The sequence below is a fragment of the Streptomyces smaragdinus genome, assembly GCF_009604385.1.
Lineage (GTDB): Bacteria > Actinomycetota > Actinomycetes > Streptomycetales > Streptomycetaceae > Streptomyces > Streptomyces smaragdinus.
The window spans coordinates 27,225-52,524 of sequence record NZ_WEGJ01000013.1; the positions used below are offsets into that span (position 1 = coordinate 27,225).

The 25,300-nt window shown below is 69.8% G+C and carries 19 protein-coding genes; 13 read left to right on the plus strand and 6 right to left on the minus strand.

The genetic code is table 11. The features are described 5' to 3' along the window. Nucleotides 1-156: 156 nt before the first annotated feature. Nucleotides 157-1,194: a class II fructose-bisphosphatase gene (glpX, locus tag SRB5_RS18135; protein WP_153453242.1), complete on the minus strand. Its 1,038-nt coding sequence runs from the start codon at nucleotides 1,192-1,194 to the stop codon at nucleotides 157-159. Nucleotides 1,195-1,375: 181 nt separating this feature from the next. Here glpX and SRB5_RS18140 point away from each other — a divergent pair, with 181 nt between their 5' ends. Next, nucleotides 1,376-1,927, plus strand: coding sequence for a DUF4245 domain-containing protein (locus SRB5_RS18140; RefSeq protein WP_323378105.1), 552 nt, complete (start codon nucleotides 1,376-1,378; stop codon nucleotides 1,925-1,927). A 93-nt stretch (nucleotides 1,928-2,020) separates the two neighbouring features. Here the strand turns inward: SRB5_RS18140 and SRB5_RS18145 are convergent, their stop codons facing one another. Beyond that, a complete protein-coding gene (locus tag SRB5_RS18145; protein WP_153453246.1) occupies nucleotides 2,021-2,611 on the minus strand; it encodes a malonic semialdehyde reductase in 591 nt (196 codons plus the stop codon). Between the two features lie 149 nt (nucleotides 2,612-2,760). Between SRB5_RS18145 and SRB5_RS18150 the strand changes: the two genes are divergently transcribed. Beyond that, on the plus strand, nucleotides 2,761-2,982 hold the full coding sequence (locus tag SRB5_RS18150) for an exodeoxyribonuclease VII small subunit (RefSeq protein WP_153453248.1): 222 nt from the start codon (nucleotides 2,761-2,763) through the stop codon (nucleotides 2,980-2,982). 4 nt (nucleotides 2,983-2,986) lie between these two features. Here SRB5_RS18150 and xseA read toward each other — a convergent pair whose 3' ends face one another. Next, the gene (gene xseA / locus SRB5_RS18155) at nucleotides 2,987-4,198 is read right to left on the minus strand and encodes an exodeoxyribonuclease VII large subunit (protein WP_153453250.1); all 1,212 of its coding nucleotides are present in this window, start codon (nucleotides 4,196-4,198) and stop codon (nucleotides 2,987-2,989) included. A 129-nt stretch (nucleotides 4,199-4,327) separates the two neighbouring features. On the opposite strand from xseA, the gene SRB5_RS18160 reads away from it, so the two are divergent. Continuing rightward, complete coding sequence (locus SRB5_RS18160) at nucleotides 4,328-5,323, plus strand: 4-hydroxy-3-methylbut-2-enyl diphosphate reductase (protein ID WP_228390151.1); 996 nt, start codon at nucleotides 4,328-4,330, stop codon at nucleotides 5,321-5,323. A 3-nt stretch (nucleotides 5,324-5,326) separates the two neighbouring features. Here the strand turns inward: SRB5_RS18160 and SRB5_RS18165 are convergent, their stop codons facing one another. Continuing rightward, nucleotides 5,327-5,962, minus strand: coding sequence for a DUF6542 domain-containing protein (locus SRB5_RS18165; RefSeq protein ID WP_153453254.1), 636 nt, complete (start codon nucleotides 5,960-5,962; stop codon nucleotides 5,327-5,329). 172 nt (nucleotides 5,963-6,134) lie between these two features. Between SRB5_RS18165 and ychF the strand changes: the two genes are divergently transcribed. The 5 genes from ychF to SRB5_RS18190 all read left to right on the plus strand — a co-directional run bounded on the left by ychF (nucleotide 6,135) and on the right by SRB5_RS18190 (nucleotide 9,013). After that, entirely contained in the window at nucleotides 6,135-7,223 is a 1,089-nt protein-coding gene (gene ychF / locus SRB5_RS18170) for a redox-regulated ATPase YchF (protein WP_323378107.1), read from the plus strand. Nucleotides 7,224-7,508: 285 nt separating this feature from the next. Next, entirely contained in the window at nucleotides 7,509-7,880 is a 372-nt protein-coding gene (locus SRB5_RS18175; RefSeq protein WP_407703936.1) for a type II toxin-antitoxin system RelE/ParE family toxin, read from the plus strand. Further along, a complete protein-coding gene (locus tag SRB5_RS18180; protein ID WP_323378108.1) occupies nucleotides 7,877-8,212 on the plus strand; it encodes a helix-turn-helix domain-containing protein in 336 nt (111 codons plus the stop codon). The genes SRB5_RS18175 and SRB5_RS18180 overlap by 4 nt, the downstream gene beginning before the upstream one ends. A 124-nt stretch (nucleotides 8,213-8,336) precedes the next feature. Continuing rightward, on the plus strand, nucleotides 8,337-8,612 hold the full coding sequence (locus SRB5_RS18185) for a type II toxin-antitoxin system Phd/YefM family antitoxin (protein ID WP_153453258.1): 276 nt from the start codon (nucleotides 8,337-8,339) through the stop codon (nucleotides 8,610-8,612). After that, on the plus strand, nucleotides 8,609-9,013 hold the full coding sequence (locus SRB5_RS18190) for a type II toxin-antitoxin system VapC family toxin (protein ID WP_323378109.1): 405 nt from the start codon (nucleotides 8,609-8,611) through the stop codon (nucleotides 9,011-9,013). Before SRB5_RS18185 ends, SRB5_RS18190 begins: the two co-directional genes overlap by 4 nt. Nucleotides 9,014-9,273: 260 nt before the next feature. Here the strand turns inward: SRB5_RS18190 and SRB5_RS18195 are convergent, their stop codons facing one another. Further along, on the minus strand, nucleotides 9,274-10,416 hold the full coding sequence (locus SRB5_RS18195) for a Fic family protein (RefSeq protein WP_228390153.1): 1,143 nt from the start codon (nucleotides 10,414-10,416) through the stop codon (nucleotides 9,274-9,276). A gap of 478 nt (nucleotides 10,417-10,894) precedes the next feature. Here SRB5_RS18195 and SRB5_RS37515 point away from each other — a divergent pair, with 478 nt between their 5' ends. The 4 genes from SRB5_RS37515 to SRB5_RS18210 all read left to right on the plus strand — a co-directional run bounded on the left by SRB5_RS37515 (nucleotide 10,895) and on the right by SRB5_RS18210 (nucleotide 12,943). Then, on the plus strand, nucleotides 10,895-11,116 hold the full coding sequence (locus SRB5_RS37515) for a type II toxin-antitoxin system RelE/ParE family toxin (protein ID WP_323378110.1): 222 nt from the start codon (nucleotides 10,895-10,897) through the stop codon (nucleotides 11,114-11,116). A 38-nt stretch (nucleotides 11,117-11,154) separates the two neighbouring features. Continuing rightward, the gene (locus SRB5_RS37520; RefSeq protein ID WP_323378111.1) at nucleotides 11,155-11,259 is read left to right on the plus strand and encodes a hypothetical protein; all 105 of its coding nucleotides are present in this window, start codon (nucleotides 11,155-11,157) and stop codon (nucleotides 11,257-11,259) included. 44 nt (nucleotides 11,260-11,303) lie between these two features. Next, on the plus strand, nucleotides 11,304-11,639 hold the full coding sequence (locus SRB5_RS18205) for an XRE family transcriptional regulator (RefSeq protein WP_153453260.1): 336 nt from the start codon (nucleotides 11,304-11,306) through the stop codon (nucleotides 11,637-11,639). 326 nt (nucleotides 11,640-11,965) lie between these two features. Next, a complete protein-coding gene (locus SRB5_RS18210) occupies nucleotides 11,966-12,943 on the plus strand; it encodes an MBL fold metallo-hydrolase (RefSeq protein WP_323378112.1) in 978 nt (325 codons plus the stop codon). 91 nt (nucleotides 12,944-13,034) lie between these two features. On the opposite strand, the gene SRB5_RS37525 is transcribed toward SRB5_RS18210, so the two are convergent. Then, complete coding sequence (locus SRB5_RS37525) at nucleotides 13,035-14,618, minus strand: serine/threonine-protein kinase (RefSeq protein ID WP_153453263.1); 1,584 nt, start codon at nucleotides 14,616-14,618, stop codon at nucleotides 13,035-13,037. Between the two features lie 429 nt (nucleotides 14,619-15,047). On the opposite strand from SRB5_RS37525, the gene SRB5_RS18220 reads away from it, so the two are divergent. Then, the gene (locus SRB5_RS18220; RefSeq protein ID WP_153453265.1) at nucleotides 15,048-25,283 is read left to right on the plus strand and encodes a DUF7507 domain-containing protein; all 10,236 of its coding nucleotides are present in this window, start codon (nucleotides 15,048-15,050) and stop codon (nucleotides 25,281-25,283) included. Nucleotides 25,284-25,300: the final 17 nt, after the last annotated feature.

The window sequence follows — 25,300 nt, forward strand, 5'->3', positions numbered from 1 at the left end:
CGATGCGCGTCAGCCGGCGCTACGGCACATTCAGCCCGTCCGGCGTTTGAGGACATTGGCACGAAGTGCCGATGCGCGTCAGCCGACGCAACCGCACATCCAGCCCGTCCGGCGTTTGAGGACTCGGCGCGAAGCGCCGATGCGCGTCAGCCGGCGCTACTGAGCCCTGTCGAAGTCGACCGCAGAATACGCCCGCAGCTTCGCCAACTTGTGCGACGACTCGATCTGCCGAATCGTCCCGCTCTTCGACCGCATGACCAGCGACTGCGTATACGCGGTCTCAGCCCGATACCGCACCCCCCGCAGCAGATCCCCGTCAGTGATCCCGGTGGCGACGAAGAACACGTTCTCCCCCGCCACCAGATCCTCCACATGCAGCACCCGGTCGAGAGAATGCCCCGCATCCAGCGCCCGCTGGCGCTCCGCGGCGTCCTTCGGCCACAGCTTCCCCTGGAACGACCCCCCGAGGCACTTGATCGCGCAGGCGGCGATGACCCCCTCGGGCGTCCCCCCGATGCCGAGCATCAGATCGACGCCCGTCCCCTCCCGCACAGCCATGATCGCCCCGGCGACATCGCCGTCGGCGATGAACTTGATCCGCGCCCCGGTCTCCCGGATCTCCCGCACGATCCCGTCGTGCCGGGGCCGGTCCAGCACCACCACGGTGACGTCCTGCACGGACGACCCCTTGGCCTTGGCCACCCGCCGGATATTGGTCTCCACGGGCGCGTCGATATCGACGAACTCGGCCGCCTCCGGCCCGGTAGCCAGCTTGTCCATGTAGAAGACGGCCGACGGATCGAACATCGACCCCCGCTCGGCGACCGCCATCACCGAAACGGCGTTGCCCATGCCCTTGGCCGTCAGAGTCGTCCCGTCGACCGGGTCGACGGCGACGTCGCACTCCGCACCGGTGCCGTCACCCACCCGCTCACCGTTGAACAGCATCGGAGCGTCGTCCTTCTCCCCCTCGCCGATGACGACGACACCGTTCATCGAGACGGTCGAGATCAACGTCCGCATGGCCTTCACGGCCGCCCCGTCCGCGCCGTTCTTGTCGCCCCGCCCGACCCACCGGCCGGCGGACATGGCGGCGGCCTCGGTGACGCGGACGAGCTCGAGGGCGAGGTTGCGGTCGGGCGCTTCCGGGCTCACCTCAAGCTGTTCCGGCATGTGATGAGTCGATTCGGTCATTTTTGAGCCTTTCTGGTCCGGAGCGCCCGGAGGGTGAGGGTCCTTCGACCTTATCGGTTGATCGTCATTATGAGCAGGGGGCCACACGGATGAGCGCCCTGATGCGACGCCTCTCACAGCCGTACGGGCCTTGCCGCGCCCCGAGGGGGGTGTGACCGCCGCCATGGGGGACGATGGAGGGGTGTCGCAGAACAGTGCCCGCTCCCGTGCCTCCCGCCAGACCGTCCGCAACCTCATCCTGTCGATGCTGGTGACCTGCGCCTTCGCGCTGGCGGTGTGGCTGCTGTTCATCCCCCGGGACGGTGACGGCGATCCCGTCCAGGTGGTCCCGTACGCCCAGGAGTTCAAGCAGGCCGGCCGGGTGGCGCCGTACACGGTGCTCGCCCCGCCGAAGGGTCTGCCCGACGGGAACCGGGCGACGTCGGTGCGCTACACACCCGACCCGCAGTTCGGCCCGCACTGGCATCTCGGGTTCGTCACCTCCGACGAGGAGTACGTCGGGGTGGAGCAGGCGGCGAAGGACACCGACAGGTTCGTCGAGAAGGTCACGCACGAGGCGCGGAAGACGGACGCGGTCGAGCGGATCGGCGGCGCGGACTGGCAGCGCTACGAGGGCGGCAAGTACGACGCCCTCGTCAAGCACGATGCCGACGGCGTCACCGTCGTCATCGGTACGGGCTCGGCGGCCCAGATCAAGGCTGTCGCGGCCGCGCTGGAGCCGGCCCCGCGCTGAGCCCCGCGTATTCGCTGATGCCAAACGGCGGCCCTCCTTCCGGTTTTTCGACCGGATGGGGGGCCGCCGTCGTGTCATCGGGTGACGGGTGCGTCAGACGGTGGTGACGACCTCGTCGTACGCCAGCCGCGGACCGCGCGGGTAGAAGGCGTCCTCGCCCGGGCGGCCCATGTTCACCACGGCCAGGACGTGGTGGTCGCCGTCCAGGAACTCCTTGTTGATGCCCTCGGCGTCGAAGCCGGTCATCGGGCCCGCGGCCAGGCCGGCGGCGCGGACGCCCACGATGAAGTAGCCGACCTGGAGGGCGGCGTTGAAGGCGGCGGAGGCCTCGCGGACCGGGCGCTCGCCGAAGAACATGTCCTTGGCCTCGGGGAACGCGGGGAACTGGGTCGGCAGCTCCTCGTGGAACTCGTTGTCGGCCACCAGGATCGCGGTCAGCGGGGCGGTGCGGGTCTTCTCCTTGTTGCCGTCGCCGAGGTGGTTCACCAGGCGCTCGCGGGCCTCGGGGGAGCGGACCAGGATCACGCGCAGCGGCTGCTGGTTGAAGGCGGTGGGGGCGTACTTCACCAGGTCGTAGATCGCCTGGACCTGCTCGTCGGAGACCGGCTCCCCGGTGAAGGAGTTCGCGGTGCGGGCCTGGCGGAAGAGCAGGTCCTGGGCGGCGGGGTCGAGAGCGAGGTGCATGGTGAAAATCCTCAATGGTTCAGAATTGAACAACTTGCATGTGCAACCGTACGCCGATGAAGGTGAGAGTTCAACTAATGGCCGGGCGTCCGTGAGGGGCGTCACAGCGGCGCGCGGGGCTGTCAGTCGTACCGCCTAGGCTGGCGCGTATGACGCAGACGGAAGAGCAGAGCTCGCTCGGCTACGAGCAGGCCCGTGACGAGCTGATCCAGGTCGTGCGCCGGCTGGAGGCGGGCGGGGCGACGCTCGAGGAGTCCCTGGCGCTGTGGGAGCGCGGGGAGGAGCTGGCGAAGATCTGCCGCCGCTGGCTGGAGGGCGCGCGCGAGCGCCTCGACGCGGCGCTGGCCGAGGAGCTCCCGGAGGAGGGCTGAGGCCTCAGTCCTCCGGCCCCACGACCACGCCGAACTCGCCCCCGGCGACCCGAGCCCGCAGCTCCTCGCCGGCGGCGACCTCCGCCGGCTCCCGGACGGCCGAGCCGTCCGCGCGCTGCAGCACCGCGTACCCCCGCTTCAGGGTCGCCGCCGGCGACAGCGCCACCACCCGGGCACGGGTGTGCGTCAGCTCCGACTCCGCGCGGTCCAGCAGATGCCCCAGGGTCCGCCGGCTGCGCTCGAGCAGGGCGTCGAGCTCCTCCGCGCGGTCGTCCGTGATCCAGTACGGGTCCGCTATCGACGGCCGGCTCATCCAGTCGTCCAGCCCCCGCTCCTCGCGCTCGAGCCGCCCGGTCACCACCCGCAGCGCCCGGTCGCGCAGCTGCTGGATCCGGACCCGCTCCTCGCCGACGTCCGGCACGGTGTCCTTCGCCGCGTGCGTGGGCGTGCGGGAGCGCAGGTCGGCAACGTAGTCCAGCAGCGGGTTGTCCGGCTCGTGCCCGATCGCCGAGACCACCGGTGTACGGCAGTCGGCGACCGCCCGGATCAGCCGCTCGTCGGAGAACGGCAGCAGGTCCTCCACACTGCCGCCGCCCCGCGCGACGATGATCACGTCCACGTCCGGATGCCCGTCCAGCTCCCGCAGCGCCTCGATCACCTGCGCCACCGCGTACGCCCCCTGCACGGCCACCGGCCGCACCTCGAAGCGCACCGCCGGCCACCGGTGCCGCGCCGTCTCCAGCACGTCCCGCTCGGCCGCCGACGCCCGCCCCGTCACCAGCCCGATCCGGTTGGGCAGGAACGGCAGCGGCTTCTTGCGCGCCGGGTCGAACAGGCCCTCCGCCGTCAGCGTCTTCTTCAGCAGCTCCAGCCGCGCCAGCAGCTCACCCATCCCCACCAGGCGGATCTCCGTGGCACGCAGCGAGAGGCTGCCGTTCTTCGCGTACCAGACCGGCTTGGCGAGGACCACGATCCGCGAGCCCTCGCGCACCACGTCGGCGACCGCGTCGAACGCCTGGCGATAGCACGTGACGGTCAGCGACACCTCGTACGACGGGTCGCGCAGCGTCAGGAACACCACGCCCGCGCCGGGGCGCCGGGAGAGCTGGGTGATCTGGCCCTCGACCCAGACCGAGCCGAGCTTGTCGATCCAGCCGCCGATCTTCTGGGAGACCTCGCCGACGGGGAGGGGCGTTTCGGCTGAGTTGACGGTCATGCGGCCCAGGCTAGCGGCCGGGTCGGACAGCGCGGCCGGTCCGCCGCCGGGGGGCGTGCGCGGCCGTTGTCACAACCCCGCCGCAAGCCGCCGTGCACCGTTGCCGGGCGCCGCGGGCCGTTCCGTACGATGGGACACATGACTGCAGCCGCTGCTTTTGCCCGCCGGGTCCTCCTCGCCGCTCCCCGCGGCTACTGTGCGGGCGTCGACCGCGCGGTCATCGCCGTGGAGGAGGCGCTGAAGAAGTACGGGGCGCCGGTCTACGTCCGCCACGAGATCGTGCACAACAAGTACGTCGTCAAGATGCTCGAACGCAAGGGCGCGATCTTCGTCGAGCGGACGGAGGAGGTGCCGGCGGGCAACATCGTGATGTTCTCCGCGCACGGCGTCTCGCCCGAGGTGCACGAGGAGGCCGCGCGCGGCCGGCTCGCGACCATCGACGCCACGTGTCCGCTGGTCACGAAGGTGCACAAGGAGGCCGTGCGGTTCGCCAAGGAGGACTACGACATCCTCCTCATCGGCCACGAGGGCCACGAGGAGGTCATCGGCACCACCGGCGAGGCGCCCGAGCACATCACCCTGGTCGACGGCCCCGACGACGTGGACAAGGTGGAGGTGCGGGACCCGGACAAGATCGTCTGGCTGTCCCAGACCACCCTCTCCGTCGACGAGACCATGGAGACCGTCGAGCGGCTCCAGGAGAAGTTCCCGAAGCTGATCAGCCCGCCCAGCGACGACATCTGCTACGCCACGCAGAACCGGCAGACCGCGGTGAAGATGATCGGTGCGGACTCCGAGCTGGTGATCGTCGTCGGCTCGCAGAACTCCTCGAACTCCAAGCGCCTGGTCGAGGTCGCCGTCGGCGCCGGTGCGGACGCCTCGTATCTGGTCGACGGCCCCGAGGAGATCGACGAGGCCTGGCTGGCGGGCGTCACCACGGTCGGCGTGACCTCGGGCGCTTCGGTGCCGGAGGTGCTGGTCGACGGCGTGCTGGAGTGGCTGGCCGAGCGGGGGTACGGGGACGTGGACGTGGTCCAGCCCGTACAGGAGTCGATCACGTTCTCGCTGCCGAAGGAGCTGCGCCGCGACCTGCGCGCGGAGGCCGCGGCGGCGCTGTCCGACTGAGGTCTACGGCCGGCGCTGCGCCGGCGGCTGTCGGCGTACCGCCGGCCGCCGGGCCCGCCTGACCTGCATCAGCGCGCCCCGGCGCAGCACCGCGATCACCGCGGCGACCAGCGTGCCCGCGTACAGCCAGGGGGCCTGCAGCGCCAGCTCCGTGCCGGCCGTCATCAACTGCCCCGTGAGCCCGCCGCTGCCCCCGAGCCCGGCGGCCAGGACGCCCGCGGCGAAGGCCAGCGGGGCGGCGACGGGCGCGGTGACGGCGTCGGTGGGCCGGACCCAGGAGCCGGCCAGGACGCACACCAGGACGAAGACGACGCCGTGGAAACGCGGGGCGTGGGCGTCGAACAGCGCCAGCAGCAACCCGGTGAGCAGCATCACCCCGGCGGCGCCCAGGCCCGCGCCCAGCGCGGTGAGCCGGGGGCCGGGGGGCGCCAGGAGGGTTTCGAGCACCGGCGGTACGGGTCGGCGGAGGGCGGTACGGCCGGCTGCCGTCTGCGCCTGGCCGCGACGGGCCTCCCTGCGGCTCGCCTCCGGCGCCCGGCGGGGGAAGGCGGCGCCGCGGGCGGGGCGGGGGAGCCGGCTGCCGGGGGAGCGTCGGTGGTGTTCGGCGTAATGAGGTGTACCCGTACTGTGATGCTGCACTTCTCCACCGTAGGGCCCGAAGTGGCACGAAACATCCGTGGTGCGCCGATTGGTTGGCTGTGTCGGTCCGTGCGCCCCCCGGTGCCGGCGGGCGCCCGTCCGCCGGGTGCGGCGGCCGCACGTAGAATTGACCGGTAGCTTTCGTCCCCTCCTCGTCCCGGGAAGTCGTCACGTGTCGCTCACGATCGGAATCGTCGGCCTGCCGAATGTCGGCAAGTCGACCCTCTTCAACGCCCTGACCAAGAACGACGTCCTGGCGGCCAACTACCCGTTCGCCACCATCGAGCCGAACGTCGGCGTCGTCGGCGTCCCCGACCCCCGGCTGGCGAAGCTGGCGGAGGTCTTCGGCTCGCAGCGGCTCCTCCCGGCGACGGTGGACTTCGTCGACATCGCGGGCATCGTGCGCGGCGCCTCGGAGGGTGAGGGCCTGGGCAACAAGTTCCTGGCGAACATCCGCGAGTCCGACGCGATCTGCCAGGTCATCCGGGCGTTCAAGGACGAGAACGTGGTCCACGTCGACGGCAAGGTCTCGCCGAAGGACGACATCGAGACGATCAACACCGAGCTGATCCTCGCCGACCTCCAGACGATCGAGAAGGTCCTCCCGCGCCTCCAGAAGGAGTCCCGGATCAAGAAGGACGTCGGCCCGAAGGTGACCGCCGTCGAGGAGGCCCAGCAGATCCTGGAGCGCGGCGACACCCTCTTCTCCGCCGGCGTCGTCCAGGGCTCGGAGCGCGCCGAGCTCCTGCACGACCTGCACCTCCTGACGACCAAGCCGTTCCTCTACGTCTTCAACGTGGACGAGGACGAGCTGACGGACGACGCCTTCAAGGAGGAGCAGCGCGCCCTGGTCGCCCCCGCCGAGGCGATCTTCCTGAACGCCAAGCTCGAGGCGGACCTCGCGGAACTCGACGAGGCGGACGCCACGGAGCTCCTCGAGTCGGTAGGCGTCGAGGAGCCGGGCCTGACCACCCTGGCCCGCGTCGGCTTCGACACCCTGGGCCTCCAGACGTACCTGACGGCAGGCCCGAAGGAGGCCCGCGCCTGGACCATCAAGAAGGGCGCCACGGCCCCCGAGGCGGCGGGCGTGATCCACACGGACTTCCAGAAGGGCTTCATCAAGGCGGAGGTCATCTCCTTCACCGACCTGGTCGCCACGGGCTCGGTGGCCGAGGCCCGCGCGGCGGGGAAGGCGCGGATGGAGGGCAAGGAGTATGTGATGCAGGACGGGGATGTTGTGGAGTTCCGGTTCAACGTTTGAATCTCTCGAACGAGAACCCCCTGGCTTGCATTCGTTGCAGGTCAGGGGGTTCCTTTTGTTCGATTGTGGTGGAATTTCGCTGGAATGTGTGAGTGGCGGTCCGGGCTCCCTCGACTCTCTGTATGCGCAGGTCAGGGCGGTGTGCTCGGACGGTTGTTTCCGGTCGGGGGTTCCCGCTGCTGGATTTCTGCTGGATCTGCGGCGTACCCGTGGGGGTATATCGGGGTGATCCTTGGCGCCGACAGGCGGGTGCCGTGAGGTAGAGGATTCGCTACACTTGCGAGGGTGGAAGAATGGGAAATCCGCATCACGGATGACTGCCTGGCCTGGGTCGAAGGGCTGGACGAGCGGTCGAAGGCGCAGGTGGTCGATGCGATCGACCGGCTGGCTGAGTCCGGTCCCGGGCTGGGGCGGCCGTTGGTAGACCGGCTGGAGGGCTCGCAGGTGCACAACCTAAAGGAGCTGCGTCCGGGCTCCGCGGGGCGTTCGGAGGTCAGGATCGTGTTCGCGTTCGATCCGTGGCGATCGGCGATCCTCTTGATCGGCGGGGACAAGTCGGGTGACTGGTCGGGCTGGTACAAGCGGACCATCCCGCTGGCTGAGGAACTGTACGCGGAGTATCTGAAGGAGCGCGAAGCGGAGGAGGCGGCCCAGTGACCGGTACGCGGAAGTGGAGTGAGGTGCGCGCGGGTGTCGTGGCCGGCGCCGGTGGCGAGGAGGGCGTTGCCGAGGCTCGTCGGCGTAACCAGGCGTACATCGACGGCCATCGTCTGGCGGAGCGACGTGAGGCGCAGGGACTTACGCAGGCGGAGTTGGCCGATCGCATGGACGTGACCAAGAGCAGGGTCTCGCAGATCGAGCGCGGTGAAGTCTCCACGGTGGAGGTCATCGCCCGCTACGTCCAGGCATTGGGTGGGCAGCTTCAGATCACGGCGGTCTTCGGCGACGACCAGTACATCCTGCGAAGCGCGGACACCCACGCCGCGTAGGGCGGTCGACTGACGGCTGCGGATCGTTGTCGGCCCATAAAGGAACATCGGAGACCGCCTGGCACCCGGACCGAACGCGTAATACAGCGTTGCGCACTGTATTGCACCGCATTACAATCGCTCTATGAAGACCATCACGCAGCGCGAGCTCGCCGCTCGCTCCAAGGCTGTACTCGACGAGGTCGAGGCGGGCGAGGTGTACCGCATCACGCGAAACGGCACGGAGATCGCGGAGGTGCGTCCGATAAGCGCACGTCGCAGGTTCGTTCCGGTCGCCGAGCTTCAGCGTAAGTGGCGGACGGCACCCAAGGTCGATTCCGCCGAGATGCGTCGCGAGGCCGACGAGTTCTTCGGCTCCGAGGACAGGGTCGGCGACGACGACCCGTGGGAGCAGCGGTGACAGCCCAGTACGAGCGTGGCCTCGTGGACACCTGTGTCGTCATCGACCTCGAGAGCATCGATCCGGCGAGGCTCCCCCGCGAAATCGCGGTTTCCTCTCTCGTCCTCGCCGAACTCTCCCAAGGCGTGGCGATGGCCAAGGACCCCGTCGTGATGCTGGCACGCGCCCAGCGCCTGGCGGACGCGGAAGCCGACTTCGCCTCGATCCCTTTCGACCGCGAGGCGGCACGCCGGTACGGCACTCTGGCCGCACTCCTGATCCGTGCCGGCCGGGACCCCCGCCCGCGCCGCACGGACCTCATGATCGCCGCCACAGCCGCAGCGCAGGAGCTTCCGCTCTACACCCGCAACCCGGACGAATTCAAAGGCCTCGAACACGGCGTCGAAGTCATTGCGGTGTGATCGGTCGCCTGGGTGCGGAGCCTCCAGGGTCGGTGTCGTGCCGGGCCTTCGTGCGGCCCACCATTGTGAGCCCGCTCTTGAAAACCGTTCCGCCATTGCCGCCGAGTCTGACCCGGAGCTGGAGCAGCAGTTGGCGCAGGTCAGGGTGGTGTGCTCGGATGGTTGAATCCGGTCGGGGTTTCCCGCTTGCTGGATTTCTGCTGGATCTGCGGTGTACCCGTGGGGGTATAGCGGGGTGATGCTTCGTCGCCGTGGGTGGGTCAGTGCTCTCGCCGGTACGGGTCTGTGTACGGCTCCATCGACTGGCGGACCTCTTCGCGGACCGGGTCCATGAGCGGTCCCGGGGCGTAGTAGCGGGCGCGGGCCTTGCCGTGGGGGATGAGCCAGCCGCGGGTGACGAGTTCGCGGATGTCGCGGATGGCTTGCTGGTCGCTGAGGTCTGCGTCCTGTTGGTAGACGGTGCGGCGGACCTTCGCGTCCGAGAACGCGGGGAGCAGGGCCTGGACGACTCGTTCGTCCAGGCCGGTTGCCTCGGCGTCTTCGGCCAGGCGGGTCCAGGCTCGCGACATCACGTCGAAGCGGCGCTGGGCCTGCTGGGCCTGGCGGTGGTGGGCGGTCAGGCAGAACCGGATCCAGGGGCGGGTATCCCGGTCCGGGCTCCAGTGCGGGCCTCCGACGTTCTCCAGGATCTGGTGGTAGGCGTAGGTGTTCCGTCCTCTGCCGAGCCATTCCTCGATGGAGGAGAATTCGGGCGGCATCAGGGCCTCGCGGGAGAACACCAGGGTGGACAGGGCGCGGGACATGCGTCCGTTGCCGTCCTTCCACGGGTGGATTTTGACGAGGTTGAGGTGCGCCATGGAGGCGCGGACGTGGACGGGGGCGTCGAGGTCGCCGTCGTTGAGCCAGTCGATGAACTCCGACATCAGAGGAGGGACGTCCGTCTGGTCCGGTGCGGTGTAGGCGGGGACCAGGGGGTCGTCCGGGCTGGTGACGTAGGCGGGGCCGTCGCGCCAGCGGCCGGGGCGTTTGTCGAGGTGGTGGCCCTGCAGCATGAAGTGCAGACCGTTGAGCAGGCCGGCGTCGTAGCGGAAGTCGTCGCCGGCGTCGGCGAGGGCCTGGATGTAGGTCATGCCGCGCTGGTAGCCCTCCAGTTCGGCGCGGGTCTTCTCCCCGGTCTCCAGCGGTTCCTCACCGGAGATCAGGGCTTCCACGTCGTCGACCGTCGCGGCGTATCCCTCGATGGTGTTCGATCCGGCGATCGCGCGAGCGGTGAGGTTGCGGCGCAGCTGGCGGGTCCAGCGGGGGGTGGCGCGGAGCATGTGGCGCAGGGAGTGGCGCATGCTCTCGATTTCGTCGAGGGCGCGCTGGTCGTCGGCTTCGAGGGAAGGAGTGGCGTACAGCATGCCACTATGACATGATAATTGTGTCATTAAGTCAAGCGTGCTTGGTGGGCGTGCGGGCTGTTGATGGGGAGAGCCGGGATTCGCAGGTCTTCCATGGTCCTTCCGGCGGCTGCTGAATCTCTGCTGGATCGGCGGTTGATCGTGCTGTTTTCCCGGGTCGCGCAAGGTCGGGGCGTCGGCCGCTTCCGCGTCCGTCGCCAGGTTCCTCGCGGCCGGGGTGGCGTGGGCGTCAGCGTCGCGGTGTCGATGAAGTCGCAGGCCAGCGGTCCTTGCGCCTGGAGGTGCAGGAAGGACGTCCAGGTGCGATGGCGCTGTGCGTGTTGAAATTCTCATCCGTGCGGGGCAGAGCCTGTTTTGACGGTCAGGGTGGATGCTCTGTCTTGGACGGGTTCGCGGTGTGCGTACGGCCCAATATCACCTAGGTGTTGTATAGTGGCTGTGTGGTATTCAGCGGTGGTGAGTGGAAGGGCGGGTGGCCGTGTCCTGGCCGATCGTCGTGGTGGAGCCGGCGCTGACCTGGCTGCATGAGCTGCGCAAGAGTGATCGGGACAGCGCGCGCCAGGCCGGTGCGGCCTTGACGATCCTGTCCGAGGAGGGGCCGGCGTTGGGGCGCCCGCTGGTCGACACGCTGGCGGGCTCGAACCTGACCCATCTCAAGGAGTTGCGGCCGGTTCGAGCGGGGGCAGCGAGATCCGCCTGATCTTCATCTTCGACCCTGACCGCAATGCGGTGGTGTTGGTGGGCGGGGATAAGGCGGGGAGTTGGAAGTCCTGGTACCCGCAAGCCATCGCGAACGCTGAGCGCGCCTACGCCGACTATCTGGCGGAAGGGGGCCGGTCGTGAAGCGTGATATCCCATCCTCTGTAGGTGGTGAAAGGAAGGCAGTCATGGACCGCACCTCGGGCACTTCCGGCGCCGCGCGCTGGGAGGACCTCAAGGACGAGTTGTTCGATGCCGAGGACCAGGCGGACATCGCCGTGCGCGCGGACGCCCTGCGGGCCGAGGTCCGGGCCCACCGACTGGCCGAGGTCCGCAAGCGCCAGCACGCTACGCAGGTGGAACTTGCCGCGCGGATGGGGGTGTCGCAGTCTCGGGTCTCCGACATCGAACGCGGTCGACTCGGGCGCAGCGAGGTGGACACGCTCGCGGCCTATGTTTCCGCACTGGGGGGCAAGCTGAAGATTGTTGCGGACTTCGGTGACGAGACGCTCGTGCTTGGGTAGGGCCCAGACCGACGGTTGCTGGATCCCTGCTGGATCGCCGATTGATCGCGTCTTAATCAAACAAGCAGGTCAGATGGGGTCGACCCGATTCGGGGCCGGCCCCGCTGTCGTTCCCCGCTGCTGGATATCCGCTGGATGAGCTGATGCCCCGTTACCTGTATTCATCCCTTGCCCGGGCGTGCACTCCCCCTCGTGTAACAAACGGCCCGACTTTCCTGGTCACCATATTGAGCACGAACTTCCGTGCCTGTACCGGATACCGCCCTTACCGGGCGAGACCACCAACCCTGCGCACAGTCAGGGAACAAGAGGAGGGGGCTTCTCTCGTGAAGCTGAAGGTTAAGGCAGCGATTGCCGCTGTCGCGGCGATATCCACGCTGGCCGCGACACCCGCGTTCGCGTCCGGTAACGCGCACTCGCAGAGTGCCCGTAAGGACACTTCACCGAGCACTCAGGTGAATCCTTACGACGCGATCAACGCCGCGGCCGAGCGGGATCCCATCACGGTGACGCCGCTTCGGGAGGGCGTTTACCTGCTCCAGGGCTCGGGCGGTAACATCGGCGTGCTTCCGAGCGAGGACGGCGCTTTCATGGTGGACGCCGGTGTGGACGTTTCCCGCGAGAAGATGGAGAGCGCCCTGCAGGGCCTCGGGGTCTCCCGTATCGGGGAACTGGTGAATACTCACTGGCATTTCGACCACACGGGCGGAAACAGCTGGGTTCACGAGCACGGGGCGGAGATCATCGCCAACCCGGGTACTCTGAGCAACCTGAGCAGGGGCATCCGGGTGTATGAGTGGTCGCACACCTTCCCGCCGGTCGTTGCCGCCGCTCGCCCTACCGTGACGATCTCCTCGGAAAAAACGTACACCGTCGATGGTCAGTCGGTGCGACTGCGTAGTTACGACCCGGGCCACACCGACGGTGACCTCTCCGCGTATTTCGCCACGTCGAATGTCCTGTTCACCGGCGATACCTTCTGGAACGGCCTCTACCCGTTCATCGACTGGGAGGTCGGTGGAAACATCGACGGAGCGATCGAAGAGGCGAACCAGAACATCGCCATGGCGGACGACGACACGATCGTCGTTCCCGGGCACGGGCCGGTTGGCACGCGTGCCGATCTGGTCGAGTTCCGTGACATGCTCGTCGGCATTCGCAACCGCGTCGCCGATCTCAAGGGCAAGGGCCTTACGGTCGAACAGACCATTGCGGCCAAGCCGACCCAGCCCTTCGACGCCGAGTTCGGGCAGGGTCTCATCGGCCCGGACCTCTTCACCACGCTCGTCTACCGCACCGTGTGAAGCCGCCTGCTGCCGGGCTCTCCGAGAGAGTCCGGCAGCAGGTAATGCCGGGTGGTCCGGTGCGGGTCCCGGCTTGTGGCGGGGGGAACGGTCAGAGCCAGCGCTGGTCGGGGGAGCCGTTGCAGGTGGCGACCGAGGCCATGGCGCTGGAGCCGTCCAGGCAGCCTCCGCTGACCGTGGACTTCAGGGTTCCGTCGTTGCCGCGTACCCAGACGTCCGATCCGAATCCGTCCGCGCCGTCCTCCCGGCACGTGCTCATCTGGACGGGGCCGTAGTAGGAGATGCAGTCGCCGGACGGCCTTGCCACGATCTGGTGGCCGCCGGTCACCTTGTGGAACGACCACTGGGTGCTGTTCGCGGAGCAGGCGCCGATGGCGATCATGCCGCCGTACGTGACCGTCATGCACTCGCCGCTCGCGGCGTTACGCAGCGTTCCCGCGCTCACGTCCGGTGGCTGCGGGGCGGAGTTGGTCCGCGTCGGTGACGGCGCCGGTGTCTTCGACGGTGAGGGCTTCGCGGCGTCGTCGCGGGCCGGCGTCCTCGACGGTGACGGCTTCGGGCTCTTCTTCTTCGTGGGCGTTGCGGTGGGCGCCGGGGCGGTGGTCGATGTCACCGGGTCCGCGATCTTCGGGTCGGCGTCGTCCGCCGGCATCACGTACGGCAGCAGGCTTACCGCCAGGGTCGCGCCCGTGCCGATCAGCACCGGGATGATCACGGGCATCAGCTTCCGGCGCCGGGACCGCGGCTTCGGGGGGTTCTGCGGGGGGTCCGGCGGTGCGTCCGCGGGCTCCTTCTCCGGTACGTCGACCACCAGCACCGGCCGCGAGGCGAACAGCTCGCGTTCCGCCACCGCCTCGCGGACCGGCTCCGGCCAGTCCGGGGCCGCCGACGTGCCCGCCGCCTCCACCAGCGCCGCCAGGGGTGGGCGGTCCGCGGGGATCCTGGAGAGGCAGGACCAGATCAGCTCGCTGAGTTCGGGGTCCACGGCCGCCAGCCGGTCCGGCATCGTGGCCCCGGGCTCGGGCCGGGGCAACGGGCTGCCGAGCGCGGCCGATGCCAGCGTCGCGCCGAGGGCGTACACGTCCGTCGCGGGGGTGCCCGCGCCGCCGTCGGACTGCTCCGGTGCCATGTAGGCGGGGGTGCCGATCGGCTGCATGGTCATTCGTGTCTGGTCCGCCGCCCGCGACACCCCGAAGTCGATCAGGGTGACGCCCCGGGACGTCAGCATGATGTTCGAGGGTTTGATGTCCCGGTGCACCAGATCCAGGGCGTGCACCTCGGTGAGGGCCCGCGCGATCTCCCGCAGCAGCCTCCACAGGCAGGGCACCGGCAGGGTCCCGCCGCACAGGGTGCGGGCGTCCGCCAGGGTGATCCCGGGCACGTACGCGGTGGCGAACCACGGCGCGTCCGCCGCCCGGTCGCCGGCGACGAGGGCGCAGGTCGCCCCGTCGGGCAGCCGCGCCAGGTGGTCCAGCTCCCGGCCGAAGCGCCGGTGGAACCCCGGGTCGTCGGCGTGCCGGGGCAGGATCTGCTTGACGGCGACATAGCGCCCCTCGTGCACCCCGAGATAGACCCGCCCCATGCCGCCCGCGCCCAGCCGGCCGAGCACGTGCACGGGCCCGATCCGGCGCGGGTCCCCGTCCTCGGGCGGCGTCGCCCCACTGCCTCGTAACACCCGTCCCCCTTCCACGATGATCGGGAGCCTACCGGGAGCGGAGGGGCGGCGACCGCCGGCCGGGGCGGTCTCGGTCTGTGGCGCGGACGTGTCGCCGGCTGATCCGGGTTCAGGAGACGACGCACGGACGCAGTTCGCCGGCGCAGGCACGCGGGTCGTGTCCTGCGGGTGAGACGTCGAGGGGAACGTGGTCGGCCATGCCGCCGGGCCGGGGGTGTCCGAGGGGGCGATCCCGGGGACCTGTGGACGAAGGTCCGCGTATTGAAGCGGTACGCGGGGAGAAGTGCGAGTTCTGGTGCTCTTTTCGAGGGAACCGTTTAGCGTTTCAATGGTTCATTCAGTTATTGCGGTTTAAAGCTCTGTTTTGCTCGGGCGGTGGCCCCCAACTCACTTCATCGCCGGACATCCCGTCGACTGACTCTGTGGCCGGTGCTGCTGGCCGTCGTCGCCGCCGTGCTGGTCGGGACGGCGGGGCCGTCCGAGGCGCAGGGGGAGTGGGACTGTCTGGACGGGCCCGGGCCACGGCTCGGGTATCTGTTCGAGGCGGGGGCGACGGGGGCGACCGCCTTTCGGATCGTGCAGGTTGATTCGAGCGGGGCCGCGAGCGATGTGGGGGTGCTGCCGATGCCCGTGGAGGCCGTCGGCTACAACACGTACGACGGCTACTTCTACGGCGTCGCCTCCGGCAACCAGATCATGCGGATCGACAGCTCCGGGGACACCGCCCTGATCGGAAGCGTCGTCGGGACCGCTTTCACCAGCGGGGACTTCGACAACGCCGGCCATCTCTGGCTGCTGGACAGCAGCGTCCCCGGCAACTGGGTGGAGGTCGATCTGCTGCCGGGATCGCCGACCTACGGCCAGACGGTCCGTACCGGCACGATCAACTACCCCGGAAACCAGTATCGCGCCCTCGGCGACTGGACCTACATGACCGGTCCGTCGGGCCCCGGCCTGTACGGCATCGTCGACATGGTGGGCCAGCGCCTCCCGAACCTGATGTTCTTCAACACCACCACCCACACCTTCTCCTCCCTCGGCGAGGTGCCCGGGCTGCCCGTCGGCATCGGCGGTGTGGACACCCGCGGCAGCTATACGGACGGCACCTACCTGTACGTGTACACGTACACCTCCGGCCAGGTCTTCCGCGTGGACATCACCGCCCGCACCTCCACCGTGCTCCCGCAGATCCCCGGCGCGACCACGTTCGGCGACGGCTCCCAGTGCACGGCCGCACCGGCCGGGACCGTCAACGTCGTCAAGCAGATCGACGGCCGCAACGCCACCCTCGACCAGTTCCGCGTCGGCCTGGACGACAACCGGGGCAACGAGCTGGGCAGCGTCACCACCACCGGCGCGGAGGCCACCGCCGAGACCGGGCCGCTGGAGGTCATGGGCGGCCAGACGTATCACCTGAGGGACAGCGGGGCCGACGGCGATCTGCCACCGCCGCCCGACCTGTACGGCACGGCCGCCAGCTGCACCAACAACGTCACCGGGGCCGAGATGCCCCTGACCGGGGGCAGCGGGAACTGGTCCTTCCGGCTGCCCCGGACGGCCGGGGACTGGACCTGCACGCTGACCAACACGGCCCGGGGAACGGGCAGTATCCAGCTGGCCAAGGAGCCGGATCCGCTGGTGGCGACCCAGCTCGGGCAGACCGTGCAGTACACGATGGTCGTCCGCAACACCGGGGACACCTCCATTCAGACCCTCACCCTGACCGACTCGCAGGGCGGCGGCCCCCACCCCTGCGACCTGCCCCCCGGCGGACTGCAGCCGGGGCAGAGCCATACCTGCGTCGTCCTCCCCTACGAGGTGACGCAGGCCGACCTCGAACGCGGCTACATCGACGACACCGCCGCCGTCAACGGCACCGACAACCGTGGGCAGGCGGTCGACGCGACCGACTCGGCGCGCGTGTTCACGGTGCAGCCGTCGCCGGAGATCGAGATGGTCAAGTCGGTGGCCCCGGACACCGTCGACGCCGCTGGGCAGAGCGTGACGTACACCTACCGGGTCACCAACACGGGGCCCACCGAGCTGCATGACGTGGCCATCGACGAGCTCGGATTCGGCGGCAGCGGCGGTCCACTGGAGATCACGTGCGGTGAGACCACGCTGGAGCCCGGGGCGTTCACGGACTGTACGGCCACGTACGAGGTGACGCAGGCCGACATCGACGCCGGTGTCATCGACAACACGGCCGTCGCGCGGGCCGTCGACGCCGTCGGGCAGAACGCCGATACGGGGCCGTCGTCGGCTCGGGTCGGTGTTCAGCGGAATCCGGGGCTGGAGTTCGCGAAGTCGGTGGCTCCGGAGACGGTGCAGAACGCCGGGGAGCCGGTCGAGTACACGTTCACCGTCACCAACAGCGGTAATACGAGCGTGCATTACGTCGACGTCGACGACACGGACTTCAGCGGCCACGGCGCGCTCGGGGCGCTCGAGTGCCCGGCGGGGGAGGACCGGAGCCTCGCGCCGGGTGAGACGCTGACCTGCACGGCCGCCTACACGGTCACCCAGGCGGACATCGACGCGGGTGGTGTCGACAACACCGCGCACGCCACCGGGATCGCCCCGGACGGCGGTCAGGTGCTCAGCGGCGACGGGCAGGCGCGGGTGACCGCGGCGCAGGACACGCGGCTGAGCATGGTCAAGCAGGCGCATCCGAACGATCCCGGGAACTTCCGGGTGGGCCAGGACGTCACGTACACCTTCGCCGTCAGCAACGACGGCAATACGAGCGTGCGTGACATCGGCATCAGCGAGACCGAGTTCACCGGGCACGGCGCCCCACCGGAGATCACCTGTCCGGGGTCGCCGAATCCGCTGCCGCCCGGTGAGACCCTGGTGTGCGATGCCCTGTACACGCTCGTCCAGGCCGACATCGATCAGGGGAGCGTGGCGAACACCGCGCACGCGACCGGCAGCGGGGTGGAGTCCAACGAGTCGTCGGTGACCCTGGCCGGGGAGCCCGGGTCGCTGCTGGAGCTGGAGAAGTCCGCGGAGCCCATGGCGGTGGATACGGTCGGGGGTACGGTGACGTACACGTTCACCGCGACCAACAGCGGGGAGACCACCCTCACCGGGCTGGGCATCATCGAGAACAGCTTCACCGGCACCGGCGGCCCCCTGGACATCACCTGCCCCACGACCACGCTGGCGCCCGGCGCCTCGACGGACTGCACCGCCACGTACGACGTGACCCAGGCGGACCTCGACGCGGGCAGCATCACCAACACCGCCACCGCCCGGGCCACCACACCCTCCGGCGACCCGACGCTGTCCGACAGCAGCACCGTCACCGTCGACACGACCGCCGAAGCGTCGCTGAGCCTGGACAAGAGCGTGGTCCCCGACACGGTGGCCGGCGCGGGCGACACGGTCGACTACCACTTCACCGTGCGCAACACGGGCGGCGTCACGCTGCACGACGTCACCGTCGCCGACTCGGTGTTCTCCGGCACCGGCACCCCGCCGGCCGCGACATGCGAGGCCGGGCCCGTCCCACCCGGGGAAGCGGTGCAGTGCTCGGCCTCGTACGCGGTGACGCAGGCCGACGTCGACGCCGGGACGATCACCAACATCGCGTACGCCACCGCCCGTCGTCCGGACACCGGGGCCTCGGTGGCCTCGAACGACTCGGGGGCGTCCGTCCGGGTGCTGCGGTCCTCGCTGCGGCTGGAGAAGTCCGTCGATCCGGACGCGGCCGCCGCCGGTACGAGCGTCACCTACTCCTACCTGGTGACGAATACGGGGGAGACGGCCCTGTCGGGTCTGCAGGTCGCCGACACCGACTTCAGCGGTACGGGTACGCCGCCGGTCGTCAGCTGTCCCGCGGACTCGCTCGACGTGGACGCGTCCGTGACGTGTTCCGCGACGTACACCGTCACCACGGCCGACGCGCAGGCCGGGCAGGTCACCAACGCCGCGGTCGCCACCGCGCACAACACGTCCGGCACGCAGGTGAGCTCGAACCAGTCGGACGCCGTGCTCACCACGCACGCGCCGGCCGAGCTGCGGCTCGAGAAGTCGGTGACCCCGGGGTCGGTCGACGCCGCCGGGCAGAGCGTGACGTACACCTTCGCGGTCACCAACGCGGGCGGGACGGCTGTCCACGATCTCGAGATCATCGAGGACAGTTTCACCGGGAGCGGTGGGCCGCTGAATGTCTCCTGTGACTCGACCACGCTGGAGCCCGGGGTCTCGACCGAATGCACGGCCACGTACGAGGTGACGCAGGCGGACATCGACGCGGGCGGCGTCGACAACACGGCCACCGCGCGGGCGACCGATCCCGTGGGTGAGACGGCGATCTCCGGGCCCGCGTCGGCGCGGGTCGATGCCGGGCGGACGCCGGGGCTGACGTTCGCGAAGTCGGTGGAGCCGGAGACGGTGCAGCAGGCCGGTGAGCAGGTCGTGTACACGTTCACCGCTTCGAACACCGGCAATACGACGATGCGGAACGTGAACGTCAACGACACGGGCTTCACCGGGCACGGCACGCTCGGCCCGCTGGAGTGTCCGGCCGGACAGGACCGCACGCTCGCGCCCGGTGAGGATCTGACCTGCACTGCTGTCTATACGGTGACGCAGGCGGACATCGACGCGGGCGGTGTCGACAACACGGCGGACGCCACGGGGAACGACCCCGACGGCACCCAGGTGCGCACCGAGGAGGCCGGCGCTCGGGTCACCGCTGCGCAGGACGCGCGGATCAGCCTGGTCAAGGAAGCCTCCCCGGACGATTCCGCGAGCTTCACGCTGGGGCGGGAGATCACGTACACGTACACCGTTCGCAACGACGGCAATACGAGCGTGAGCGGCATCGGCATCGTCGAGACCGAGTTCACGGGCCACGGCACCCCGCCGGAGGTCAGCTGCCCCACGTCGCCGGACCCGCTGCCGCCCGGTGCGGTCCTGACCTGCACGGCCGGCTACACGCTCGTCCAGGCGGACATCGATCAGGGAAGCGTCGGGAACACCGCGCATGCCACCGGCGCCGGGGTGGAGTCCAACGAGTCGGCGGTCACGCTGACCGGGGCGCCGGGGTCGCTGCTGGAGCTGGAGAAGTCCGCGGAGCCCATGGCGGTGGATACGGTCGGGGGTACGGTGACGTACACGTTCACCGCGACCAACAGCGGGGAGACCACCCTCACCGGGCTGGGCATCATCGAGAACAGCTTCACCGGCACCGGCGGCCCCCTGGCTGTCTCCTGTACGGAGACCACGCTGGCGCCCGGCGCCTCGACGGACTGCACCGCCACGTACGACGTGACCCAGGCGGACCTCGACGCGGGCAGCATCACCAACACCGCCACCGCCCGGGCCACCACGCCCTCCGGCGACCCGACGCTGTCCGACAGCAGCACCGTCACCGTCGACACGACCGCCGAAGCGTCGCTGTCCCTCACGAAGAGCGTCGTCCCGGACACGGTGGTGGGCGCGGGCGACACCGTCACCTATCACTTCACGGTGCGCAACACGGGCGGCGCGACGCTGAACAACGTCACCGTCACCGACTCCGTGTTCTCCGGCACCGGCACCCCACCGGCCGCGAGCTGCCCCAACGGCCCCCTGCCGCCCGGGGGCGAGCGCGAGTGCACGGCCACCTACGCGGTGACGCAGGCCGACGTCGACGCCGGGACGATCACCAACATCGCGTACGCCACCGCGAGCCGCCCGGACACCGGGGCCCAGGTGACCTCGAACGATACGGACGCGTCCGTCCGGGTCCTGCGGTCCTCGCTGCGGCTGGAGAAGTCCGTCGCCCCGGAATCGGCCCCCGTCGGTGACAGCGTCACCTACACGTACGAGGTGACGAACACGGGGGAGACGGCTCTGTCGGCCCTGCAGGTGGTCGACACCGCGTTCAGCGGGTCGGGCACGCCGCCGGTCGTGAGCTGTTCCGTGGGCTCGCTCGACGTGAACCAGTCCGTGACGTGCTCGGCGACCTACACGGTCACCACCGCCGATTCGCAGGCGGGGCAGGTGACCAATACGGCGGTCGCGACCGCGTACAACACGTCCGGCACACAGGTGACCTCGAACGAGTCGAACGCCGTGCTCACCACGCATGCCCCGGCCGAGCTGCGGCTGACGAAGTCGGTGGCCCCGGACACCGTGGACGCGGCCGGGCAGAGCGTGACGTACACCTTCCGGGTCACCAACGACGGTGGTACGGCGGTGCAGGGGCTCGAGATCATCGAGGACAGCTTCTCCGGCAGCGGTGATCCGCCGGACGTCTCCTGTACGGAGACCACGCTGGCGCCCGGTGCGTCGACGGAGTGTTCGGCGACATACGAGGTGACGCAGGCGGACATCGACGCGGGCGGTGTCGACAACACGGCCACCGCGCGGGCGACCGATCCCGTGGGTGAGACGGCGATCTCGGAGCCGGCGTCGGCGCGGGTCGATGCCGGGCGGGAGCCGGGGCTGACGTTCGCGAAGTCGGTGGAGCCGGAGACGGTGCAGCAGGCCGGTGAGCAGGTCGTGTACACGTTCACCGCTTCGAACACCGGCAATACGACGATGCGGAACGTGAACGTCAACGACACGGGCTTCACCGGGCACGGCACGCTCGGTCCGCTGGAGTGTCCGGCCGGGCAGGACCGCACGCTGGCGCCGGGCGAGGATCTGACCTGCACGGCCTCGTACACCGTGGTGCAGGCGGACATCGATCAGGGCGGTGTGGACAACACCGCGCACGGCTCCGGGATCGATCCGGACGGCGATCAGGTGCGTACCGAGGACGGTTCCGCTCGCGTCACCGCCGAGCAGGACGCGCGGATCAGCCTCGTCAAGGCGGCGTCTCCCGACGATTCCGCGAGCTTCACGCTCGGCCAGGAGATCACGTACACCTACGCCGTTCACAACGACGGCAATACGAGCGTGAGCGGCATCGCCGTCGCCGAGACCGAGTTCACCGGGCACGGCACCCCGCCGGACATCATGTGTCCGGGCTCGCCGAATCCGCTGCCGCCCGGTCAGACCTTGACGTGCACTGCCGTGTACACCCTCGTCCAGGCGGACATCGACCAGGGGAGCGTGGCGAACACCGCGCACGCGACCGGTGCCGGTGGGGTGGAGTCCAACGAGTCGTCCGTGACGCTGACCGGGGAGCCCGGTTCGTTGCTGGAGCTGGAGAAGACCGCCGATCCGGTGTCGGTCGATACGGTCGGCGACACGGTGACCTATACGTTCACGGCCAGGAACGCCGGGGAGACCACCCTCACCGGGCTGAGCGTCATCGAGAACAGCTTCACCGGCACCGGCGGCCCCCTGGCTGTCTCCTGTACGGAGACCACGCTGGCGCCCGGTGCCTCGACGGACTGCACCGCCACGTACGAGGTGACGCAGGCGGATCTGGACGCGGGCAGCATCACCAACACCGCCACCGCCCGGGCCACCACGCCCTCCGGCGACCCGACGCTCTCCGGCAGCAGCACCGTCACCGTCGACACCACCGCCCCGGCCTCGCTCAGCCTCGAGAAGAGCGCCGTCCCGGAGTCCGTGGTCGGTACGGGCGACGTGATCACCTACCACTTCACCGTACGGAACACGGGCCGCACGACGCTGGACAACGTCACCGTGACCGACTCCGCGTTCTCCGGCACCGGTGTCCCGCCGACCGCGACCTGCCTCAACGGTCCGCTCCCGCCCGGTGCCTCGACGGACTGCACGGCCACGTACGTGGTGACGCAGGCCGACATCGACGCCGGGACGATCACCAACCTCGCGCACGCCACCGCGAACCGGCCGGACACCGGCGCCGCGGTGACCTCGAACGACGCGAGCGCGAGCGTCGGGGTCCTGCAGTCCTCGCTGCGGCTGGAGAAGACCGTCGCCCCGGAATCGGCGCCCGCCGGTGAGAGCGTGACCTACACGTACCTGGTGACGAACACGGGGGAGACGGCCCTGTCGGGTCTGCAGGTGGTCGACACCGCCTTCAGCGGCTCGGGTACGCGGCCGGTCGTGCTGTGTCCCGTGGACTCGCTCGACGTGGGTGCCTCGGTGCCGTGCCAGGCCACGTACACCGTGACCGCCGCCGACGCGCAGACGGGGCAGGTGACGAACACCGCGGTCGCGTCCGCGCACAACACGTCCGGCACGCAGGTGAGCTCGAACCAGTCGGATGCCGTGCTCGCCGTTCACGCCCCGGCCGAGCTGCGGCTGGCGAAGTCGGTGACCCCGGAGTCCGTGGACGCCGCGGGGCAGGAGGTGACGTACACCTTCCGGGTCACCAACGACGGCGGCACGACGGTGCACGGGCTCACGATCGTCGAGGACAGCTTCACCGGCACCGGTGACCCGCTGGACGTCTCCTGCGCCGCGACCACGGTGGCGCCCGGGGCGTCGACCGACTGTACGGCGACGTACGAGGTGACGCAGGCGGACATCGACGCGGGCGGCATCGACAACACGGCCACCGCCCGGGCCACCGACACCGCCGGTCAGACGGTGATGTCCGGGCCGGCGTCGGCGCATGTCGACGCCGGGCGGAGCGCGGGGCTGGACTTCGTGAAGTCGGTGGAGCCGGAGACCGTGCACGATGCCGGTGAGCCGGTCGTGTACACGTTCACCATCACGAACCGCGGCAACACCTCGGTGTACAACGTGGATGTCGACGGCACGGCCTTCACGGGCGGTGGTGAGCTGGGTGCCCTGGAGTGCCCGGCCGGGGAGGACCGTACGCTCGCGCCGGGCGAGGCTCTGGTCTGCACGGTCGCCTACACGGTGGTGCAGTCGGACATCGATCGGGGCGGCATCGACAACACCGCGCATGCCACCGGGAGCCTGCCGGGCGGCGAACAGGTACGGAGCGCGGACGACCGGGCGCGGGTGACCGCGGTCCAGGAGCCGCGGTTGAGCCTGGTCAAGCAGGCGGCTCCGGACGATTCCGCGAGCTTCACGCTCGGGCGGGAGATCACGTACACGTACACCGTGCGCAACGACGGCAATACGAGCGTGAGCGGCATCGCCGTCGCCGAGACCGAGTTCACCGGGCACGGCACCCCGCCGGACATCAGCTGTCCGGAGTCGCCGGATCCGCTGCCGCCCGGTGAGACCTTGACGTGCACTGCTGTGTACACGCTTGTCCAGGCGGACATCGATCAGGGGAGCGTGGCGAACACCGCGCAGGCGACCGGTGCCGGGGTGGAGTCCAACGAGGCGTCCGTGACGCTGACCGGGGAGCCGGGGTCGCTGCTGGAGCTGGAGAAGTCAGCGGAGCCCACGGCGGTCGATACGGTCGGAGGCACGGTGACGTATACGTTCACGGCCCGGAACGCCGGGGAGACCACGCTTACCGGGCTGGGCATCATCGAGAACAGTTTCACCGGCACCGGCGGCCCCCTCGCCGTCTCCTGCGACGCGACCACGCTGGCGCCCGGGGGATCGACGGACTGTTCGGCCACGTACGAGGTGACGCAGGCGGACCTCGACGCGGGCAGCATCACCAACACCGCCACCGCCCGGGCCACCACACCCTCCGGCGACACGACACTGTCCGGCAGCAGCACCGTCGACGTCGACACCACGGCCCCGGCCTCGCTGACCCTGGCGAAGAGCGCGGACCCGGACACGGTGATCGGCGCGGGCGACACCGTCACGTACCACTTCACCGTGCACAACACGGGCCGTACCACGCTGCACGACATCGCCGTAGCCGACACCGAGTTCTCCGGCACCGGCACCGCCCCGACCGCGACCTGCCCCGACGGGCCCCTGCCACCCGGCGCCTCGGCGGACTGTTCGGCCACCTACGAGGTGACGCAGGCCGACATCGACGCCGGCACGATCACCAACACGGCCCGCGCCACCGCCGCCCGCCCGGACACCGGGGCTTCGGTGACCTCGGACGACGCGGGAGCGTCCGTCAGGGTCCTGCGGTCCGCACTGGAACTGGAGAAGACCGTCGATCCCGACACGGCCGGATCCGGCGCGACCGTCACCTACACGTACAAGGTGACGAACTCCGGCGAGACGGCGCTGTCGGCCCTCCAGGTCGCCGACACCGCCTTCAGCGGTACGGGCACCCCGCCGGACGTGACCTGCCCCGTGGACTCGCTCGACGCGGGTGAGGTCGTGACGTGCACCGCCACGTACACCGTCACCGCGGCCGACGCACAGGCGGGCGAGGTGACGAATACCGCCGTCGCCACCGCGCGCAACGCCTCGGGGACCGCCGTCACCTCCCCCGAGGCCACCGCCGCCCTCACCACGCAACGGCCGGGGAACGACGGGCTCGAGCTGGCGAAGACGGGCACGTACCAGAAGCCGAAGGCGGCTCACCGGAACGGCGTGATCCGCTGGAAGTTCACGGTTGCCAACACCGGCGACACCGTCATCAGCGACATCCGCGTCGACGACCCCACCGCCGGCGAGGTCCGCTGCCCCCGGACATCCCTCGGGCCGGGGGAGTCCATGACCTGCGAGGCGGGCCCGTACACGGTGACCGACGCGGACATCAAGCTGGGCCACGTGAAGAACACCGCCGTCGCCACCGGCCGTAACCCCGGCGGGGAGGAGGTCGTCTCGCCGGATGCCACCACGGCGGTCGAGATCCCGGTGAAGCCGTGCGACAAGGAGCATCCCTGCAAGGAGCAGCGGTCGGGTGCGGCGACCCGGATCCGGCGGAAGCGGGTGCCGGCCGGGGTGTGAGCGGGAGCCGCTCGTCG

Coding starts and splice junctions, on each gene's coding strand:
- xseA (WP_153453250.1), bottom strand. CDS start 4,198: ATGACCGTCAACTCAGCCGAAACGCCCCTCCCCGTCGGCGAGGTCTCC.
- SRB5_RS18205 (WP_153453260.1), top strand. CDS start 11,304: ATGGACCGCACCTCGGGCACTTCCGGCGCCGCGCGCTGGGAGGACCTC.
- SRB5_RS18150 (WP_153453248.1), top strand. CDS start 2,761: ATGACGCAGACGGAAGAGCAGAGCTCGCTCGGCTACGAGCAGGCCCGT.
- SRB5_RS18195 (WP_228390153.1), bottom strand. CDS start 10,416: ATGCTGTACGCCACTCCTTCCCTCGAAGCCGACGACCAGCGCGCCCTC.
- glpX (WP_153453242.1), bottom strand. CDS start 1,194: ATGACCGAATCGACTCATCACATGCCGGAACAGCTTGAGGTGAGCCCG.
- SRB5_RS18145 (WP_153453246.1), bottom strand. CDS start 2,611: ATGCACCTCGCTCTCGACCCCGCCGCCCAGGACCTGCTCTTCCGCCAG.
- SRB5_RS18160 (WP_228390151.1), top strand. CDS start 4,328: ATGGGACACATGACTGCAGCCGCTGCTTTTGCCCGCCGGGTCCTCCTC.
- SRB5_RS18185 (WP_153453258.1), top strand. CDS start 8,337: ATGAAGACCATCACGCAGCGCGAGCTCGCCGCTCGCTCCAAGGCTGTA.